Origin of the sequence: Acidisarcina sp. (assembly GCA_035539175.1) — a bacterium.
In the GTDB taxonomy this organism is placed as follows: Bacteria; Acidobacteriota; Terriglobia; order Terriglobales; family Acidobacteriaceae; genus JANXZS01.
Map to the genome: position 1 here is coordinate 902,585 of DATLIY010000007.1, position 19,078 is coordinate 921,662.

Annotated in this window: 16 protein-coding genes; 2 read left to right on the top strand and 14 right to left on the bottom strand. The window is 59.1% G+C overall.

The genetic code is table 11. The features are described 5' to 3' along the window. Nucleotides 1–79: 79 nt before the first annotated feature. The 12 genes from VM554_06520 to VM554_06575 form a co-directional block, all read right to left on the bottom strand. A complete protein-coding gene (locus VM554_06520; GenBank protein HVJ08018.1) occupies nt 80–1,651 on the bottom strand; it encodes an NADH-quinone oxidoreductase subunit M in 1,572 nt (523 codons plus the stop codon). Next, on the bottom strand, nt 1,648–3,729 hold the full coding sequence (nuoL, locus tag VM554_06525; protein HVJ08019.1) for an NADH-quinone oxidoreductase subunit L: 2,082 nt from the start codon (nt 3,727–3,729) through the stop codon (nt 1,648–1,650). The genes VM554_06520 and nuoL overlap by 4 nt, the downstream gene beginning before the upstream one ends. 84 nt (nt 3,730–3,813) lie before the next feature. Beyond that, the gene (gene nuoK, locus VM554_06530) at nt 3,814–4,122 is read right to left on the bottom strand and encodes an NADH-quinone oxidoreductase subunit NuoK (GenBank protein ID HVJ08020.1); all 309 of its coding nucleotides are present in this window, start codon (nt 4,120–4,122) and stop codon (nt 3,814–3,816) included. Next, entirely contained in the window at nt 4,119–4,619 is a 501-nt protein-coding gene (locus tag VM554_06535; protein HVJ08021.1) for an NADH-quinone oxidoreductase subunit J, read from the bottom strand. The genes nuoK and VM554_06535 overlap by 4 nt, the downstream gene beginning before the upstream one ends. Before the next feature lie 160 nt (nt 4,620–4,779). Next, entirely contained in the window at nt 4,780–5,955 is a 1,176-nt protein-coding gene (gene nuoH / locus VM554_06540) for an NADH-quinone oxidoreductase subunit NuoH (GenBank protein HVJ08022.1), read from the bottom strand. Nucleotides 5,956–6,100: 145 nt separating this feature from the next. Next, nucleotides 6,101–6,706, bottom strand: coding sequence for a 4Fe-4S dicluster domain-containing protein (locus VM554_06545; GenBank protein ID HVJ08023.1), 606 nt, complete (start codon nt 6,704–6,706; stop codon nt 6,101–6,103). A 23-nt stretch (nt 6,707–6,729) separates the two neighbouring features. Then, on the bottom strand, nt 6,730–7,893 hold the full coding sequence (locus VM554_06550) for an NADH-quinone oxidoreductase subunit D (protein HVJ08024.1): 1,164 nt from the start codon (nt 7,891–7,893) through the stop codon (nt 6,730–6,732). A gap of 72 nt (nt 7,894–7,965) precedes the next feature. After that, the gene (locus tag VM554_06555) at nt 7,966–8,595 is read right to left on the bottom strand and encodes an NADH-quinone oxidoreductase subunit C (GenBank protein ID HVJ08025.1); all 630 of its coding nucleotides are present in this window, start codon (nt 8,593–8,595) and stop codon (nt 7,966–7,968) included. Next, nucleotides 8,592–9,236 (bottom strand): NADH-quinone oxidoreductase subunit B, encoded by a 645-nt coding sequence (locus tag VM554_06560; protein HVJ08026.1) that lies wholly within the window; start codon nt 9,234–9,236, stop codon nt 8,592–8,594. The genes VM554_06555 and VM554_06560 overlap by 4 nt, the downstream gene beginning before the upstream one ends. A gap of 35 nt (nt 9,237–9,271) precedes the next feature. Beyond that, nucleotides 9,272–9,643, bottom strand: a complete 372-nt coding sequence (ndhC, locus tag VM554_06565; GenBank protein HVJ08027.1) for an NADH-quinone oxidoreductase subunit A — start codon at nt 9,641–9,643, stop codon at nt 9,272–9,274. Between the two features lie 340 nt (nt 9,644–9,983). Beyond that, on the bottom strand, nt 9,984–12,257 hold the full coding sequence (locus VM554_06570; GenBank protein HVJ08028.1) for a glycoside hydrolase family 3 N-terminal domain-containing protein: 2,274 nt from the start codon (nt 12,255–12,257) through the stop codon (nt 9,984–9,986). Nucleotides 12,258–12,306: 49 nt separating this feature from the next. Continuing rightward, on the bottom strand, nt 12,307–14,028 hold the full coding sequence (locus VM554_06575) for a hypothetical protein (protein ID HVJ08029.1): 1,722 nt from the start codon (nt 14,026–14,028) through the stop codon (nt 12,307–12,309). A gap of 243 nt (nt 14,029–14,271) precedes the next feature. On the opposite strand from VM554_06575, the gene VM554_06580 reads away from it, so the two are divergent. Further along, nucleotides 14,272–15,435 carry an aminotransferase class V-fold PLP-dependent enzyme gene (locus VM554_06580; GenBank protein HVJ08030.1) on the top strand — a complete coding sequence of 388 codons (1,164 nt, stop codon included), beginning with the start codon at nt 14,272–14,274 and terminating at the stop codon, nt 15,433–15,435. A gap of 6 nt (nt 15,436–15,441) precedes the next feature. On the opposite strand, the gene VM554_06585 is transcribed toward VM554_06580, so the two are convergent. Next, nucleotides 15,442–17,502, bottom strand: coding sequence for an ATP-dependent DNA helicase RecQ (locus tag VM554_06585; GenBank protein ID HVJ08031.1), 2,061 nt, complete (start codon nt 17,500–17,502; stop codon nt 15,442–15,444). 164 nt (nt 17,503–17,666) lie between these two features. Beyond that, the gene (locus VM554_06590) at nt 17,667–17,867 is read right to left on the bottom strand and encodes a cold shock domain-containing protein (protein ID HVJ08032.1); all 201 of its coding nucleotides are present in this window, start codon (nt 17,865–17,867) and stop codon (nt 17,667–17,669) included. Nucleotides 17,868–18,225: 358 nt separating this feature from the next. Here VM554_06590 and VM554_06595 point away from each other — a divergent pair, with 358 nt between their 5' ends. Continuing rightward, nucleotides 18,226–19,074, top strand: coding sequence for a GNAT family N-acyltransferase (locus VM554_06595; protein HVJ08033.1), 849 nt, complete (start codon nt 18,226–18,228; stop codon nt 19,072–19,074). The last annotated feature ends 4 nt before the right edge of the window (nt 19,075–19,078 follow it).

Consider the following 19,078-nt stretch of genomic DNA (forward strand, 5'->3'; position numbering starts at 1 on the left):
TGTTGACTACCGTCTTTGATCCGTTCTCATACATATTTTTTTGCTAAAACACGTTGCTAAAAACATCTAAAACCACCAGCTAAAAGCTCAGTTGCGCGGCAATCGCCAGCGCGGTCCCGTTGACGACACCAAGCACGACCTGGGGATAAAGACCCAGGAGAAACATCAGCGCGATAGCAGGCGCCAGCACCAGCGTCTCCTGCGCCGAAAGGTCAGCAAAGCCCGACCAGCGGGGGTTCAACGGACCTGAAAAGACGCGCTGCAGGATCGTCAAAAGCACAATTGCCGTGACCAGCAGCCCAAAGAGCGAAAGGGACGCGGCCCAGGGTGTGAGCGGAAAAACTCCCTTAAAGATCAGGAACTCGCCAATGAATCCGTTGAGACCCGGCAGGCCGAGCGAAGAGAAGAGCGCGATCCCCATCAATCCGCAAAAGACAGGAGCGACCTTGCGCAGACCACCAAAATCATTGAGGCCGCGAACTCCGCCGCTGCGCTTCTCAATCAGCGAAACAAACCAGAAGAGCACCGAAGCGGTAAGGCCGTGGTTGAACATCTGCAGAAATACGCCGTCAATCGCTGCAGCCTTCTGCGTCAGCATTGCGGCGCTGTCCCCACTGGCTCCGGCCACGGCAAAGATGCCCAGCAGACAATAGCCAAGGTGATTGATGGACGAGTAGGCGAATATGCGCTTGAGATCCTTCTGCGCGAAAGCAGCGCAGGCGGAAAAAACGATGGTGGCAACGGCGAGGATGAGGAGCGGCTTGCGCATCCACAACATCTGCTGCGGAAAAATCGGCAGCAGAATGCGGAGGAATCCGTACACGCCCATCTTGGACATGGCTCCGGTCAGCAGAATGGTCGTTCCCGTTGGCGCTTCGGCGTAAGCAGCGGGCAGCCAGGTATGGAACGGCATCAGCGGCACTTTGACGGCAAAGCCGAGCAGTGCGGCAAAGAAGAGGAGCAGCGCAACGCGGCTGCCCGCCATGCCGTGCCCACCCAGATTTGCGGTGATAGCCGGAAGGAGCTGTCCATCGCGCGCCATGGCCGCGAGATCGATGAAGTCAAAGCTGCCGGTCGCGAGAAAGAGCGCCAGGAAGGCAAGCAACAAGGCTACGCTGCCAACCATGGTGTAGATAAAGAACTGTGTAGCGGCAGAAGCGCGCTGCGGTCCTCCCCAGAGCCGGATAAGGAAGAAGGCCGGAATAAGGCTGAGCTCCCAGAAGAGAAACCAGTGAAAAAAGTTCAGGGCGGTAAAGGTACCGAAGAGTCCCGCCTGGAGCAGCAACACCAGAGAAAAGTAGAGAGGCACTCTCTCGGTGACACGCCACGAGGCTGCGATGCCTATGAGGACAACGATCGCCGAGAGAAGGACCATCAGGAGTCCCAGCCCATCGATGCCGAGGTGGTACTGGATGTTCAGCGACGGTATCCAGGCGTGCTGTTCCTGAAACTGGAGCCCATTGGAAGCGGGCTGGAAGGCATGCCATAACCCCAGCGTGAAGAGCAACGCGGCAAGGCTGAAGCCGACTGCGAGGGCGCGGGCAACGCGGTCTGTGCGGACACTGTCCGACGCCTGTCCGATGAAGAGGATAAGCAGCGCGCCGACGACCGGCATGAGGGTAAGAATTGTGAGCACCGGCAAGGTCGTCATCCTTTGCTTCCCCAGATCAGGAACAGGACAAAAAAGACGAGTGCCACTCCGATCATGCGCAGATAGTTTTGTACGCGGCCGTTCTGCAAGTGGGAGAGAATCCGCGCACCACGAGCAGCGCCTTGGCAACCCGCATCAAATCCCGAGTTGACCACGTTGGTATCCAGAAGGCGATTAAACCAGGAGAGTGCGAGGACACTGCGGGAAACAAGCTGCACGCCTCCGCCCCATACCCAACGGTCAAGCCAATCGCTGGCACGAGCCGCCCAGGCGTTGAAGCGAATGAAGGTGGCCTCGTAGAGTTCATCGACGTAGAACTTATTGGCCAACACACGAAAGAGTTGCGGCTGGATTGCGTCGAGAGCATCGGGCTGATCCGCCGCCGGAACCGGTTTCCGCCCATAGAACCACCATCCGAGTGTCAGGCCGAGGAAGACGACGAGCGAGGAAGAGAGCATGACGGGCAGGATTCCATTCTCGCCAAAACGTGAGAAATCGACGCCAATGCGCTCCCCCTGCAGAAAGGCGTGGAAGGCGTTCCATGCCGGCGTGCCAACGAAGCCGAGCAGTACCGAGCACGTGGCCAGGATGACCAGCGGCGTCGTCATGACCGATGGGCTCTCGTGGGGCGTCTCGTGCTGGTCGGCCGATGCGAGGCGCGACTTACCGAAGAAGACGTAGAACATCTGCCGGGTCATGTAGAAGGCTGTCAAGAACGCTCCGATGACACCGAGATAAAAAGGCATACGGGAGACGGTCCACAGGTGCGCGGAGTGGAGAATCTCATCCTTGCTCCAGAAGCCGGAGAAAAACAGCGGAAAGCCGCAAAGCGCGAGCATGCCGACGGAGTAGGCTGCGAAGGTAACCGGCATCCATTTGCGCAGACCGCCCATGCGGCGAATGTCCTGCTCCTCATGGCAACCGTGGATCACCGATCCGGCGCCCATAAAGAGAAGCGATTTGAAGAACGCGTGCGTAATTAGATGGAAGAATCCAACCGCGACACCTCCCACTCCCAATCCCAGCATCATGTAGCCAAGCTGGGAGACGGTGGAGTAGGCAAGGATGCGCTTGATGTCGTTCTGCGCAACTGCGATGCTGGCCGCAAACACTGCGGTGATGGCACCGATCCAGGTAACGACCTTGAGCGCCGTAGTCGCGGTAATTGCAGTCTCAATCGCACCCGGGGCAAGCAGCGCCGGCGAGGCAGACATCAGAGGATAGACGCGGGCTACGAGAAAGACGCCAGCCGCCACCATGGTTGCCGCGTGGATGAGCGCGCTGACCGGGGTAGGACCTTCCATGGCATCGGGGAGCCACACATGCAGCGGAACCTGGCCGGATTTACCAACCGCCCCGCAGAAGATCAGCAGAGCGATGGCGGTAGACACGGCCATGCCACTGCTGGTGATTTGCGCAACCATCGCGGTCAGTGCCGAGTGCTCGATGGCTCCGGCGCCGCCGTTATAAAAGAGCAGTGTGCCGGTCTGGGCATAGAGCCAGACGATGCCGAGCAGAAAAGGCAGATCGCCGATGCGGGTGGTGATGAAGGCTTTCTTCGCTGCTGCTGCAGCACTCGGTCGGTGATACCAGAAGCCGATGAGCAGATAGGAGGTCAGGCCGACCAGCTCCCAGCACATGAAGAGCAGCAGCAGGCTGTTGGCGATGACCACGCCCAGCATCGCGGCTGCGAATAGCGACAGGAAACAGAAGAAGCGGGTGAAATTTTCGTCGTGGGCCATATAGCCAACGCTGTAGATAAAGATCAGCGTGCCGACGAAGGTGACCATCACCAGCATAATGGCGGTAAGTGGATCCAGTACCCATCCCAGGCTGAGCCATTCGCTGCCAAACTGGAACCAGCGGAAGTTGAAGACCTCTCGCGCTGGGGTTCCGCTACCTGTAAGACCGTACACATGGACAATCGCAGCGAGGGAGAGGAGGAAGGACAAAACCATCGACCCAATGGCCAGCGAGGCGGCAAAGACACGGTTCCGCTGGCGGGCTACGGAGCTGAGTCCGGCTGCCAGCAGCGGCAGAACGGGAATCAGCCACAGGTTTTGCACTATCCAGTTCATGTTGCCTCAAAAACTCAGTAGATCCATCTTTCTCTGCGACAAGGAAGAACACGAGGATCTTCCCGAATCAATTTGCCCGGCTCCTCATCCCTTCATGGAGTCGATGTAGTCAAGGTTGGTGGTTCTGTAATGACGGTAGATGGCAATGATCATGGCCAGTCCAACCGCCGCCTCCGCCGCCGCGACCCCGATGGAGAAGACCGCAAACAGAATGCCGGTCAAAGCTTCAGGATGGGGGCCATAGCGCCAGAAGGCGATGAAGTTAAGGTTCGCGGCGTTGAGCATAAGCTCAATACCGATCAGGACAAGAATCGAGTTGCGGCGGGTCAATGCGCCGGCAAATCCGACGGCGAAGAGGAGGGACGCAACGATAAGGTATCCGGATAACGTCATTTGCTGGCCTGCTTTTCATGCATGGCGATAATGACTGCTCCGATCAGCGCGGCCGTCAGCAGGAGGCCGATCACCTCGAGCGGCAGCACGAATCTATCCATCAGAGCGAAGCCAATCTGCTTGACGCTCACCTGGGGCTGGGGCGGTAGTGCGCTCCGCGACAATGGACTCGCATGCACGGCCCATACCAGCACGCCAAAGACTGCGGCAACGATCACCATGTTGGGCAGCCACGCCGATCGAAGTTGGGGAAAAGCATCCGGTTCCGCACCACGCGTGAGCAGGATGGCAAAGACGGTGAGAATTGCGACCGAGCCGATGTAAACCAGGACCTGGGCGAATCCGACAAACTGCGCACCAAGGAGTAGGAACATTCCGGCGAGCCCGGCAAACGCCAGGGTAAGCGCAAGGACGCAGTGCACTAGATTACGAAGGCTCATTGCTGCCACGGCTCCGGCAATCGTCAGCGCAGCAATGATGGCGAACGGCAGTGTCATCTTTCCCAGGATTCTATCGTGTAGCCGTACCCGCTACGGTTAATGTGTTGCCCCTGCAGGGTTGTCAAAATGAACTTCTCATAGTCAAGCAGAAATATGATGTGACCCTCATCACGAAATTTCTCCGGTAGGCGGAAGCACGGCATTTGCTTGCTCCCGTTTACTCGGCAAAACGATATGCCCGCTTCTCCAGTTTCTTTCCCGGCACCAGTCCGCGCCCCAGCAATATGTAAGGGGCGACCACCATAACGCTGCAGATGAGCCACCGGAGAACTCCCGGAGACAAGAAGCGCCAGACGCCAGCGGTAACCAGATTGATGAGTGCCATCGGCAGCATGAACTTCCATGCGAAATTCATCAACTGATCCATGCGAAGCCTCGGCATGGTACCCCGGATCCAGATAAATCCAGCGATCAGGAAGAAGAGCTTCCCAAAGAACCAGAGATACGACGGAATCCATGTAAGAAAAGAGAAGGGCGCCGCCCATCCGCCGAGGAACAGGGTGATGGCCATACCGCTGATGGACATCATCCCGATATACTCCGCGAGAAAAAAGAGCGCGAATTTAAAGCCCGAGTACTCCGTGTAGTAGCCAGCGATCAGCTCCGACTCGCCTTCAGGTAAATCGAAAGGAGAGCGATTCGATTCTGCAGTCGCAGCGATCATAAAGAGGATAAAGCCGGCGAATCCCCAAGGGGTGAATACATACCAGTGCGGAAAAATGCCGGTGTACCCCGACTGCAACTCGACGATGGAGACAGTGGAGAGCGTGCCGGCGATCATGATCACGGTGACGGCGGAGAGAATCAGCGGCACTTCATAGCTGATCATCTGCGCGATGGCGCGCATGGCTCCCAGCAGAGAGTACTTGTTGCGGCTGGACCAGCCTGCCATGAAGACCGCCAGCTCGGTAATTGATCCGGCAGCAAAGAAGTACAGCACCGCAGCATCCATATCGGTGGCCACCATGTTGCGTCCCACGGGGATCACGGCAAAGCCAAGGAAGGTAGCCACGACCAGCAGCAACGGCGCGAGCAGGTGAACCAGCTTATCGGCGGAGCGAGGAATGATGTTTTCTTTGGTCAGCGTCTTGACGCCATCGGCAATGGGCTGAAGGATGCCGAAGGGGCCGACGCGGTTAGGGCCGTAGCGATTCTGAATACGCCCCAGTCCCTTGCGTTCGAGGACGGTGATGAGAGCGAAGAGCAGCGGAAAGAAAAGAATGATGGGGACAACGGAGATCAATCCGGCAACAACAGGTTGCGCAGCGGCGGGCACGTATCCCACCAGCCAGTGCTTCAGAATCACAAAAATCTGATCGATCGTCTCAGTCATCGTTCCAGTCCATCAATCCCTGCAAGTCGAACACATCTATTTTCTGACGGGCAGTAAAGCGCTCGTCGATTCTGTACTGCCGCGGGGTGGCGATGCTCATACTAACCTGTATCGCCCGCAACTGACTACTGTTCCCGCAGCCCGGTTACTTCTCGTTTGCCGCCTCCACGGGAGCTGCTGGCACGGGATTGGCCACCTTGGCAGCCGCCGCTTTGGCCTTCGCCTCGGCCTTGGCCTTCTCCTCGGCGAGCACCTGGTCCGTCACCGCGGCTTCGGACGGATGAATCGCGTGGTAATGCGCATCCGGCTTGGCGAGCCTGTCTTTATGCCACAAAAGGCCGCCGAAGCGGTCATCGGTGCTGAGCTCGTATACGTTATCCATCTTAATGGCTTCGAAGGGGCAGACCTCGACGCAGATCTGACAGCTCATGCAGACAGAGACGTCGATATCGAAGCGAGCGGGATAGAACTGCAGCTTACCCAGGGCATCGGGCTTCTTGTCCTTGCTCTTCTCGATGTAGATGCACTTCGGTGGGCACTCTTTTTCGCAGATCTGGCAGGCGACGCAACGCAGCCCGGCCTGCCAGTCGTCTCCGTCATACACAAGGAATGGATAATCACGCGCGGCTTCCGGCAGAGGCAGGCGCTCTTCAGGATACTGAACGGTAGTCAGCCGCTCCTTGCTGACGTAGCTGCCGAAGAAGTTTCTCGCCGTCTCCGCCAGCCCTTTTACAATTCCTTCGCCCAGCATAACTTCTCCTGAAGATTGACTTCTTATCGATCCACTTCGCCCAGCACGATATCGATGCTGCCGAGAATGGCAATGGTGTCCGCGATGTAGTTGCCGATGCACATATCTTCAAGCACCGTAAGGTTGACAAAGCTGGGAGCCCGCACGCGGTAGCGATATGGATTTCCCGTACCATCGCTGATCAGATAAAAGCCGAGTTCGCCCTTGGGAGCTTCAATGCGGCCGTAAGCCTCCCCTGCCTTGGGGCGGAAGCCTCGGAGCTTCGCCTTGGGATCCATGATGGGGCCTGGCGGAATATCTCGCATGGCCTGTTCGAGGATCTTGATCGACTCGCGCATCTCGAGAATACGGATCATGTAGCGGTCGTAGACATCGCCGTTTTCGGCCAGAGGCACCCGGAAGTCGAAGCGGTCGTAGATGCCATACTTGTCCACTTTGCGGATGTCGTAGTTGATGCCACAGGCGCGCAACAGGGGCCCGGTGATTCCAGCATTGATGGCCAGTTCGCGCGAGAGCACTCCGACGCCCTGGGTGCGGGCCATCAAAATTTCATTCGTCCCGAGCAGATTCTCAAACTCATCGAGGAAGCGCGGAAAGGCATCGACGACCTTCTTCGCGGCGTCGAGCCAGCCAGGAGGCAAATCCACCCGGCATCCACCAAAGCGCATGTAGTTGCACATCATGCGGGAGCCGGTCAGCGACTCGAAGAGATCGAGGATTTTTTCGCGCTCGCGGAAGGCATACATCAAGGGAGTGCCGCTGGCTCCCAGATCCTGCACAAGGAAACCGATCACGCCGGCATGATTCTGCAGGCGGGTTAGCTCGGCGGTAATGACCCGCAGATACTGGGCGCGCTCGGGAACTTCGAATCCAGCCAGCGTTTCGACAGAGAGCGCGTATGCCCAGTTATTGGTCAGCGAACAGATGTAGTCCAGGCGGTCGGTATACGGCATGGATGCCAGATAGCTCTGGCCTTCGCCAAGCTTCTCATGGTTCCGATGCAGGTAACCGAAAACCGGCTTGAGCTTGACGACACGCTCGCCGTCGAGCACCACGTCCATGCGGAAGACACCGTGCGTGGAGGGATGGTGCGGCCCCATCGAGACTTCGAGGAGTTGTTCCTCGCCAATCTCGCCGGTAAGCTCTCGCGTCCGCTCTTCGTTCGTTGCTGCTGTGGTCTCTGTCATGCTGCTCATCTGCGGTTCATCGCCGCGGTAACGGTTTCTTCTGGCCGGTCTCCCTCGCGGAGAAGGCCGATGCTAAGACTGCTGGCGGCTCGACTCCTCCCGTGCCCGCTGCAGGACATGGTCATGCGGAGTCGGCTCGTACTCATAATCGTCCGCCTCCACGTAATCCTTGCGCATGGGGTGGTCCTTAAAGCCCTCCCACATCAGGATTCGCCGAAGGTCGGGATGACCGTCAAAAATCACTCCATAGAGATCGAATATCTCCCGCTCCTGGAACTCCGCGGAGCGCCAGACCGGCGTCATGGACGGGAGATGCACCTTGTCGGCGCGGTCTTCGGTTCGCAGGCGAAGGATGACCGGCCCATGCTTCTTCTCAATCGAAAAGAGGTGGTAGACAACCTCCAGGTAGCCGGGAACCATTGTCTTCTGGACCTCCTCGACTTCCTGCTCGACGCCCTCGACCAACTTCTTCACCTTTACTTTTTCGCTGACCTCACGGGGCAGCCAATCGACGCCGCTGGCATTGGAGCATTGGTCGAAGCAGAGCTCGCGATCGTCACGCAGAAACTTCGCGACCGCCAGCGCGTGCTCGGAATCGAGCAGCAGCGAGTGCTGCGCGGAGGGGCTGGGATTGTAAACAATCTCCACCCTGGCTCCCGGAACGGCAGCTTGAATTTGGGCTTGAATCTGCTCGACTGTCATCCCTGCGCGCCATCCTTACTGCTAGCGATTGGCCAGACGAGAGTGTTGCTGCGCGGCTCCAGATCGTGCTCGCCAAACTCGGGTACAACAAACTCGCTGGGCAGATTCTCGTTCAGGTGTCTTGCACGGTCCGCGCCGGTGAGATGCTGCTCGTCGATCTTCTTCTGCAGCGTCATGAATGCGTGAATGAGCGCCTCCGGCCGCGGAGGGCATCCGGGGATGTGAACATCAACAGGCACGTAGCGGTCGATTCCCTTCAGCACGTTATAGCCCTGCTTGAAGGGGCCGCCGGAGATGGCGCAGGCGCCCATCGCGATGACGTATTTGGGCTCAGGCATCTGGTTGTAGAGGCGAACCACCTGCGGAGCCATCTTCTTGGTGACCGTGCCGGAGACAATCATCAGATCGGCCTGCCGGGGAGACGGACGAAAGACCTCTGCGCCAAAGCGCGCCAGGTCATAACGTGCCATGGTGGTAGCGATCATCTCAATGGCGCAACAGGCGAGGCCAAAGGTCAGCGGCCAGACGGAGTTCTTCCGGCCCCAGTTATAGAGCTCCTCCAGGGTCGTGGTGAAGATCCCCTGCCGGCTCATCTCGAGTTTGAGTTGCTCATCGATCACGTATTTTGACCTGACTTCCAAGTACACACTGCTGACTTTCCCAGCGGCTGCTCCACTTACGTGGAGAGCAGGACGCCCTTACGGCTGGCCCAAATCAAACCTTCTACAAGCAGCAGGAGGAAGACCAGCATGGCCAGACACGCTCCCACCGTCAAACCCGTAAAGGCTACGGCAAAGGGGAGAAGAAAGACCGCCTCCACATCGAAGATCAGAAAGACGATGGCATAGAGATAATACCCAGCCTTGAACTGAATCCAGGCCTCTCCCTTGGACTCCAGACCGCACTCATAGGTAGCGTTCTTATACGGTCCGGGCTTCTCCGGGGAATACACTTTTGCCCATATCCAGGCCAGCAAAAGCGGCCCCACGCCAAAGCCGATGGCGCAGAGAAACAGAATCAGGAGAGTCAGATAGGCACCGTTCATCATCGTTTTCGAAACCGTCTCTGTTCGAAACTACTCTTTTATTTCAGTCACTTACCTTGCCTGCATCCCGCATCGGAAAATGTCTCGCAGCCCAGGGTAAGCCCTTCCACACTTTGGCGATCATATGCCCCGCGTGAAGGGTGTTTCTGTGATTCGTATCACTTTTTGAATCTTGCTATGGAGAGTGTATGACAAAAGCCTAGAAGAGAACCAATGGAAGCTGTGACTATATCGACACGATCTTTGCATAAATCGGAATCGGCACGTTCCACCATAGAAAAAGGTTGAACCCCCGCAAAGATGGGTCTGTTTTGCACAACCCCTTTGGATCTCCGGAACAGGCTCAACGAAACGCGGGCAGTTGGAACTTTGTCGTCAGCGTAGCGGCGGAGGAGGGTCCGGCCCACGCCGTGTAGGCGCCAGGTTCAACGGACCATTTGCCCTCGGCAGTCCAGACCGCGAGCTGGGCAAGCGGCACGCGGAAGGTAACCGTCTTCACTTCTCCCGGATGGAGGTGGACGCGGGAGAAACCCTTGAGCGCACGACCGGGGGTTTCCACACTGCTGACGTCTTCCCGCAGATAAAGTTGGGCCACCTCATCGCCCTCCACGTTGCCGGTATTTGTAACTTGCACGGTTGCGATTATGTCCTCCCTGCTGGTGGCAGGCGCCTGGATGCTGAGCGCGTCATAGCGAAAGGTCGCGTAGCTAAGGCCGTAGCCGAAGGGGAAGAGGGGCTGGCCGTCGTCGTCCATGTACTTGTGGCTCTTCGATGGATGAAAGTTGTAGAAGTCCGGAAGCTGGCCGACGCTGCGCGGGAAGGTGATGGTCAGGCGTCCAGCGGGATTGTTGTCGCCAACGAGCGTCTCGGCGATGGCGCGGCCGCCGAACTCGCCGGGATACCAGGCCTCCAGGATTGCAGGAACATGATCTTTGGCCCAGCCAATGGTGAGTGGACGGCCATTCTGGAGCACCAGGACGGTTGGTTTCCCGGTGGCGATGACCGCCTCCAGCAATGCCTCCTGATTGCCGGGAAGATCGAGGCTCGTGCGGTCAAAGCCTTCGCCGGAGATACCCTGTTTCTCCCCTAATCCGAGAATCACGACATCGGCGGCCTTTGCCCTGGCAACGGCAGAGGAAATGTCGGCTCCCTCATCGAAGGAGACCTCGGCGTGGGGCAGCGCCTGCCGGATGCCGTCAAGCAGGCTGATATGAGCGCCCTGGCCCTCCACAGCGTAATCCCCATATCGGGCAACGTTGGCGTTAGGGCCGATGACAGCGATATGCCCGAGATCCCTGGAGAGTGGCAGCAGGTGATTGTCGTTTTTCAGCAGCGTCATCGATTGGCGCGCCGACTCCAGCGAAACGTCAAGATGCGCGGGAGAGCGATGCACCTTCGCATCCAGCGTCGGATCGACCATCGGGCGATCAAAGAGGCCGAGCGCAAACTTGACGCGGAGTACTGAGGAGACGGCGCGGTCGAGGGCGATCGGCGAGAGGGAGCCATCCTTGATGCCGCTGACAATTGCTCCTTGAAAGATAGCGTGATCGAAGTCGTAGAACTGCATATCGACTCCGGCGTTGATGGCCATGACGACAGCGTCCTTTGGCGTGGCGGCGACGTGATGGGTGTCATAGAGGCGGCGGATTGCGCCGAGGTCGGAGAGCACAAAACCCTGAAATCCCCACTCGTCACGGAGAATCTTTTTCAGCAGGAAAGGATCTGCGGTAACCGGGATGCCATCGATCTCATGGTACGCAGCCATAGTGCCCATGGCCTTGCCTTCGCGAAAGGCCGGCTCAAAGCCGCGGAGCATGATGGAGCGCAGTTCCCTCTCGCCGATGTGGACAGGAGAGGTATTCGTGCCCGACTCCGGCGAACCATGGCCGGCAAAGTGCTTGGGTTCTGCGATCAGGGTGTGATCGCTGGCGAGCGAATCCCCCTGATACCCCTGAACATAAGCCAGGCCCATTTGCCCGGTAAGGTACGGGTCCTCGCCGAAATCCTCTTCCACCCGGCCCCAGCGCGGTTCGCGGGCAAGGTCGAGCACCGGGGCAAAGAGCATCCCAACGCCGGTGGCGCGCGCCTCCGACGCAATTGCGGCTGCTGTTTCCCGGGCAAGCGCCGGGTTCCACGTCGCGGCAAGATTGATCGGCGCCGGGAAGACGGTACCGTTGCTGAATCCGTGCAGCCCCTCCTCGGCAAAGAGCGCCGGAATGCCAAGGCGCGAGTGCTGCAGGATCCAGGTCTGGATGCTGTTGTTGAGTGACGCTGATCCGTAAAGGTCATGGATGCTGCCTACGCCAAGCGTGCCCCACAATTTTTCTGCCTGGTCGCTGAGGAACATGGCATCGTTGGCGGCGTGGGTGTCGTCCGTCTTCTTATCAATGAGCCCGGGAACTCCGGCATACATATCCAATTGGCGCGCCTTCTCTTCCACCGTCATGCGCTGGAGCAGGTCGCGAACCCGTGCTTCGATGGGAGCATTGGCGCGTTTGTAGAGAGCATTGGGCGGCACAGCCGCGTGCGACTGCTGCGCGATGGACGCAGGCATGCAAACAAACAGCGCAACAGAAAGACAACTGGCGGCAGTGCGGCACGCAACGCGGTATGCCATAAAAGGAAAGTCCTCTCGTGAATGGTTTCTAAACATCAAGCCCGCTAAGTCAAACAGAAAATGGATCGCAGCCGTTCTCGCCGGACCAGTTGTAATGCCTCGTTGCCGATGATGCAGAGGACCCATTTTCGAAGCGCCAATCCTGTGGAGTAGTCTCTGAAAGCCAGTCGAGTGCGCGACCGTGCGAGTCTCCCGCGGCGGCAATGGCGAAGGCTTCCCGGATCGCTGCGCGCTGCTCTTCGCCGATCGCGTCCGGCGCAGGAGAGAGAAAAAGAGCGGTTCCGCTGCGGGCAACCAGATCGAGCCAGTCGCGCGTCTGCGGCCAAGGAACAGCCTTGGTGATTGCGACGCAATCGGCATCCTGCACGAAGAAGGTTCCGTGCTGCGGCAGGCGATAGGCGAGGGTGTTGACGCCCATGCGCCGCGTACGCTCCCACGCTTGACCGCTGGTGTCGTCCCCGGTGCGCTGCAGCTCGAACAGCCCCGCCGAGAGATGGCCGACGGTATTACAGCCGAGGATAAGCGGGCTGTCTCCAGCAGCCTTTCGGATCGCGGTATAGAAATCGAGGAGGATCTCCGCATTGGTCCTGGACCGGTCCGAGAAATGCCATCCGGAATTGGTTGGCTGCGCGCCCATCTCGGAACCCCACTGGCCCAGCAGGTCATACGTGGAGAAGTCATGCTTGATGAGTTCGAAGCCCCACTGGACCGGGTGGCGAATTCTGGCCAAAGCGGCCTCCAGTGCCTCGGGAATCGTGGGGTCGTAGGCCAGCTCTGCGGCGCGACTGCGGCGCGAACCAAAACGCGCAGCAGGAAGCAACAGGTTAGTGTTGGCATCCTTGGGCGCTTCCAGCGGGCGAACCCAGATACCGGGGCGAACCGTGCGGCGGCGAATCTCCTCGGCGACGCGCGCCATATCGGGGAAGGTGCTGTTCCCCTCCCACCCCATATCGATAACGGAGAAGGGGCGATACCCTCCGGAGAGCGACAAGGAGGCGATCAGATCCGTATCCCGATAGATCTGCGCCGAAGTGTTCTTGCCATAGGCGTAGTACCAATCATTGGTGCCGTAGATCGGTCCCTGGGGCAGGCGCGGGTGGGGAGACAGGAGGCGGCAGAAGCTGGCGACCGCCTGAAGAGGCTGTTCGCCAGTGGAACCACGCCGCGCCAGCACCGTTGCTGCGTGAAGCTCGCGCTGGCCCAGCAGGACACCCATGCCGCCGTTGCTCACATCCAGCCAGAGAGATATGCCTTCCCGGTCCATTTGCCAGAAGCAGAGGGCGCGAGCGCCGGTACGCACTCCGTAGCAATGCACGCCGTCTGCGGCCTGGGTGGCAAAGTACCAGGGCATGGCCCGCTCGGGAACAAAGCCTCGCCACGCCAGATCGCCATAGCTGCGCTCCCATGCATCGCCCATGATGAGAACGGAGGCGTTGACCGGCATGCTCCAGCGCAGATGGATACGGGTGAGCGGCACCGCAGCGGCGGCGAGGTCAATGGACAGCTCGCCGGACTGAATCCCCGTCCTAACTTCAGTCCGGACCTCGATGCCCGAGGCGCGCCAGGTAGATTGCGAGCGGGCCAGAGCAATGGCCCGCGGCGAATCTTCCGCATAGGCGGTGACGCGGTCAGGCATGCGAAGGATTTCGCACCAGGATGCAGCCGCAACTCCGGGCTTGCTTCCCGGCTGCCCGGCCACACCGCTCGCACCGCTGGCAACCGTGGCAGCGAGGGCACCTCCAACAAAGGAACGTCTTGTAAACCGGCTCAACAGACTACCTCCATCCAGGCGAGCGAAGTACCCGTCCGGCCATGGCAACGCGCGAGAGACAAGAGCGATAGCGGATGGTTCTGCCGACGAGTTCCAATAGCTTTTGAAGATTGGCGAAAATATATAGGGTTCGCTGGGCGAAGTCCAAGAAGCAAAGCCGAAACAGCGCCGTGACAGCGCACGAAAGATGCGGATCGTGATGCGGATTACTTCAGGCAAAAGCAGGATCGCTTATGATTCGTTATGGCTTCGAACCCGACCAATCCTAATCCAACCCGGCATATTGAGACGCTGGCAGTGCATGCGGGCCAACCCGTCGATTCGGCAACGAGCGCGGTGGCCACGCCTATCTATCTGTCCACAACCTTTGAGCGCGGCGTGGAGGGGGACTATCCACGTGGGTTCTCCTATTCGAGAGACGACAACCCAAATCGCGCTGCGCTGGAGAAGTGCGTGGCTGCAATGGAAGGTGGAACGCGTGCACTGGCCTTTCCCTCGGGCATTGCAGTGGCGTCGGCAGTGCTGCAGGCGCTCCGCCCCGGGGATCATGTTCTCGCGCCCTCCGACATTTATCACGGCTTCCGCAAGGCCGTGAGCGGCGTCTTCGATCACATGTCCCTGCAAGTTAGCTACGTGGATTTTTCTGACGCAGCAAATGTGGCGGCCGCCTTGCGTCTCAACACCAGGCTGATCTGGATGGAGACGCCCTCAAATCCGCTGCTGAAGATCACCGATATCACGGCGATTGTCGAGATCGCGCGCAAGGCAGGCGTGACGACGGTGTGTGACGGCACCTTTGCCACTCCCGTGCTCCAGCGGCCGCTGGATTTTGGAGTGGATCTGGTAGCGCACTCCACCACAAAGTATTTTGCCGGTCACAGCGATGTGGTCGGAGGAGTTCTGATCTGCCGCAAGGAAAACGCCGTCTTTGACCACGCGCGGCGCTCACAGCGGCTGGGAGGAGCGGTGCCTTCTCCGTTTGACTGCTGGTTGACGCTGCGAGGCATTGCCACACTTCCCTGCCGGGTGCGGGTGCAATCGGCTTCCGCGCAGGCCATCGCGGAGTTTCTCAATAGACACGCATCGGTGGAGCTTGTGTTTTATCCCGGGCTGCCAAGCCATCCAGGGCACCAGACCGCGCGCCGCCAGATGAGTATGTTTGGCGGTGTGCTCTCGTTCCTGGTCAAAGGAGGATCGGAGGCGGCGATGCGAGTGGCTGCAGCCACCGAAATTCTGATTCGCGCCACCAGCCTGGGAGGCACCCACAGCCTGATAGAACATCGCGCATCCGCCGAGGGACCCCAGAGCCAGACACCGCAGAACCTGCTGCGTCTGTCCATAGGGCTCGAGAATACCGAGGATCTGATTGCGGATCTGGACCAGGCGCTGAAACGCGCCAAGGCCTAAAGGGAGTCAGGCGGGCGAACCACCGGAGCAGATGCGGCAGATGGCTTCGCCGAAGTTCGCCGCCTTGGCCGGGCCAATGCCGGGGATCGTCAATAGATCGTCCTCCGTCGCGGGCGCTTCATGAGCGATGGCGCGCAGTGTCTTGTTGCTGAGGATGCAGTAGGCCGGGACATTTCTCTCCCTGGCTTCCGCCATCCTCCACTCAACAAGTCTTTTGGCAAGCTCCTCGCCGGAGGAGCTGAGGGTGACGTCTGGCTCCTGCCGCGGCTTTGATGGCTTCTTTCCGGAACCCTGGCGCTTCCCACCCGATGCAGCGGCAGAGTGCTTCATGACCAGGTTGAGCGGGGCCGCCTTCTCCAGATTCTCGCCCTTCAGTGTCAGTGTGGCTTTGCGGTACGGGATGGTTCTGCCTTCGGTCTCAAATTCGGCGTCTTCAAGGTCCACCAGTCCCAGGCGAGCCATTGCCGCCAGCAGATCCTCGAAATCATTGCGGCTCATGTCCTCGCGGGGAAAGAGCTCCTTGTAGAGCTTCCCGGTGGATCGGGATAGGGTGGAACGCAGAGCCTCAACGATAGCTTGCACCGTGCTGCGCTCTTCACCCGTCCCGGTGCGGAAGCGGCGTGCGACGCAGCGCTCCGGAGCGCAGGAATCGCAGACTCCGCAGGCACGCTGGCCATCGGCATTATCGCCGAAGTGGCGCACCAGCGCGGACATCCGGCACTGGGTGGACTCGGCAAAGCGCATCACCAACTCAATCTGCGTGCGGCGGCGTTGCGCCTGGGAGACATAGGAAGTACGCCACCCCGTATCCCCGGCAGTAACGTTATCCGCGTAGTCGAGAACACTGCCTCCATGGATCGTGAGCTTTTCCATCGCCTTGTCGAAGGTGTCCGGATCCATGTGGAGCGACTCCCGAAGCTCTTCGCGATTGCGAGGATCGCGGGCCAGCTTGCGATAGATATTGTCGAGCACCTCGGCGCGGGGATAATCGCGCTCGAAGAAGAAGTCCTGCATGCGGCGGTCAGACCAGGAATACATCAGGATGGTGCGGCTGGGCTTGCCATCGCGGCCCGCGCGGCCGATCTCCTGGTAGTAGGCTTCGAGGCTGGAAGGCAACGCAGTATGGATGACCGTGCGCACATCCGCCTTATCGATCCCCATGCCGAAGGCAATCGTGGCAACGACGGCCTGCAGGCGACCGGCAAGGAATTGCCTCTGGACCTTATCGCGGTGCTCGGGATCGAGCCCGGCGTGATACGCGGCGGCGGGGAAGATCTGCGATAGCTCGCGCGCCAGGGCCTCCGCCTGCTTGCGCGTAGGCGCGTAGACAATCGCAGGCCGGCGCTCCTCCTTGGAGAGCAGAGTGCAGACAGACTCCGACCGGCGCGACGGAACCACCTCCACCACTTCAATCGCCAGGTTCTCGCGGCGGAAACCATGAATAAAGCACGCAGGCTGAACCATGCCCAGTTGTTGGACGATGTCCTTTTGCACCACGGGCGTTGCGGTAGCGGTAAGCGCAATGACGGGCGCTGGCCGCAGCGCCGGCATGTGCTGGCCCAGCGTGCGGTAGTCAGGCCGGAAATCGTGCCCCCATTGCGAGATGCAGTGCGCTTCGTCAATGGCGATGAGCGATGGCCTGCGTTTGGCCAGCATCTCGGCAAAGCCGGGGACGCGCAGCCGCTCCGGGGCGATGAAGAGAAAGTTCAGCGATCCGTTCAGGTAATCGATACAGGCCTGGCGGGAGGCGGAGCGGTCCATCCCGGAGTGGATGCGAGCGACCGAAAGCCCCAGCGCCGATAGCTTGGCCGCCTGGTCCTCCATAAGAGCAATGAGCGGACTGACCACCAAAGTGGTGCCGCCACGAGCCAGCGCGGGAAGTTGATAGCAGAGCGACTTGCCTGCGCCCGTCGGCATGACAAGGAGAACATCGCGGCCCTTGATGGAGGCCTGGCAAACAGCCCTCTGGTTGGCCCGGAAGGAGCGGAAGCCAAAGGCGCGATGCAGAAGTTCATCGAGAGTTTCGCTGGTTTTCGAAACGGCAAGTGCTGCACGGGTATGAGACATGAGTTGCGGTCTCTCTGATTCTAGTGCATACCTGCCGCGCTACACGGAAGCGGCAAAGCGAGAGGCGTAACTCTGTACTCGATCGAAAACGAGATCCGAGGATGGATGCATAAGAAAAAGGGACGGCGGAATGCCGTCCCTTTTCTTTGAAAATTCAGATCGAACTACAGAACCTGAACGTTCTCTGCCTGCCAGCCCTTCGGTCCCTTGGTTACGTTGAACTGAACCGCCTGACCCTCCTGCAGCGTGCGGAAGCCATTGGCCTGAATCGCGGTGTGATGAACGAAGACGTCCTCTCCGTTTGCGCGGCTCAGAAATCCAAATCCCTTTGCGTCGTTAAACCACTTCACTGTTCCCTGTTCCATTGTTTCTTTTCCTTCACTTCATTTGTTGAAATTACGCTGAATTCAATTCGGGGTGTCAGCAAGTAGTGCGACTGCAAGTGCAGAACGAGCAGAAAACCGAAATCCGTATTCGACGTCCTGCAAGTGTACCCCGATATTGAAAAAAAATGCAATAGCTGAAACGTTAAGGATGAGAAAAATCCCAGCTTCGTCTGAAGGGTTAGATGCAAAAACGTCGTGGAGGTACGGAAAAGACTGCAGTTACCCACGTGCAAGAATTCGCGAGTTCTTCTCGGAATTTTAAAAATTATTTCGTCAAGTCGGGGGATGATGGGCTGTGCTCACCCCGAATAGTCCAACTGTGTCCCGCAGGCTCTCCTTGCTAGCCGAAGAGTTGTCCGGCTATGAGACAGCAGCCCAGACGCCAACGCTGCACCCCAGGATTGAGGAAGAATCGCAGCCAAAGCCCTACGTTGGCGGGGAGTTTGGCAAGTACAGCGTTCGCCTGGCAGCCTCCATGGAGGAGCGCGAACTGGCCTGCAGATTGCGCTTTAAAGTCTTCAACATCGAGCTGGGAGAGGGCCTGCAGTCCTCTTACAACACGGGCCTTGACCGGGACGAATACGATCTCTTCTGCGACCACCTGATCGTGGAGGAGAAGCTGCACCGCCGCATCGTGGGCACCTATAGAATGCAATCCGGCGCCACGGCCGCGCAAAACCTGGGCTATTACAGCGCGCAGGAGTTCGATTTCTCCCCCTATGAGCCACTGCGGGGAGAACTTCTGGAGCTGGGACGCGCCTCGATCGATCGCGAACACCGCAGCAGTGAAGTGCTGACCCTCTTGTGGCGCGGGATTGCACAATATGCCAAGTTCCACGGATTGAGGTATTTAATCGGCTGCTCCTCGCTGACCTCGCAGGACCCGCAGGCGGGGTGGTCAATGTTTCAGCAACTGTCAGGGTTCCTGGTAGCTCCCGAGCTGCAAACCCAGCCAACCACGGCATTTGCCCTGCCGCCGTTTACCCCTCCTGCAGAGGACGCGGTGCCACAGGCGATTGCCAAGGTACCGAAGCTGCTTCGGACGTATATTGGAGTGGGTGCAAGAATTTGCGGCACACCGGCGTGGGATCGGGAGTTTGGCACGATCGATCTGCTGACCCTGCTTGATCTTCACCAGCTTACGCCCGCCGCGAGAGCCCGTTTCGTAGCAAACGACGCTCAATAGTTCG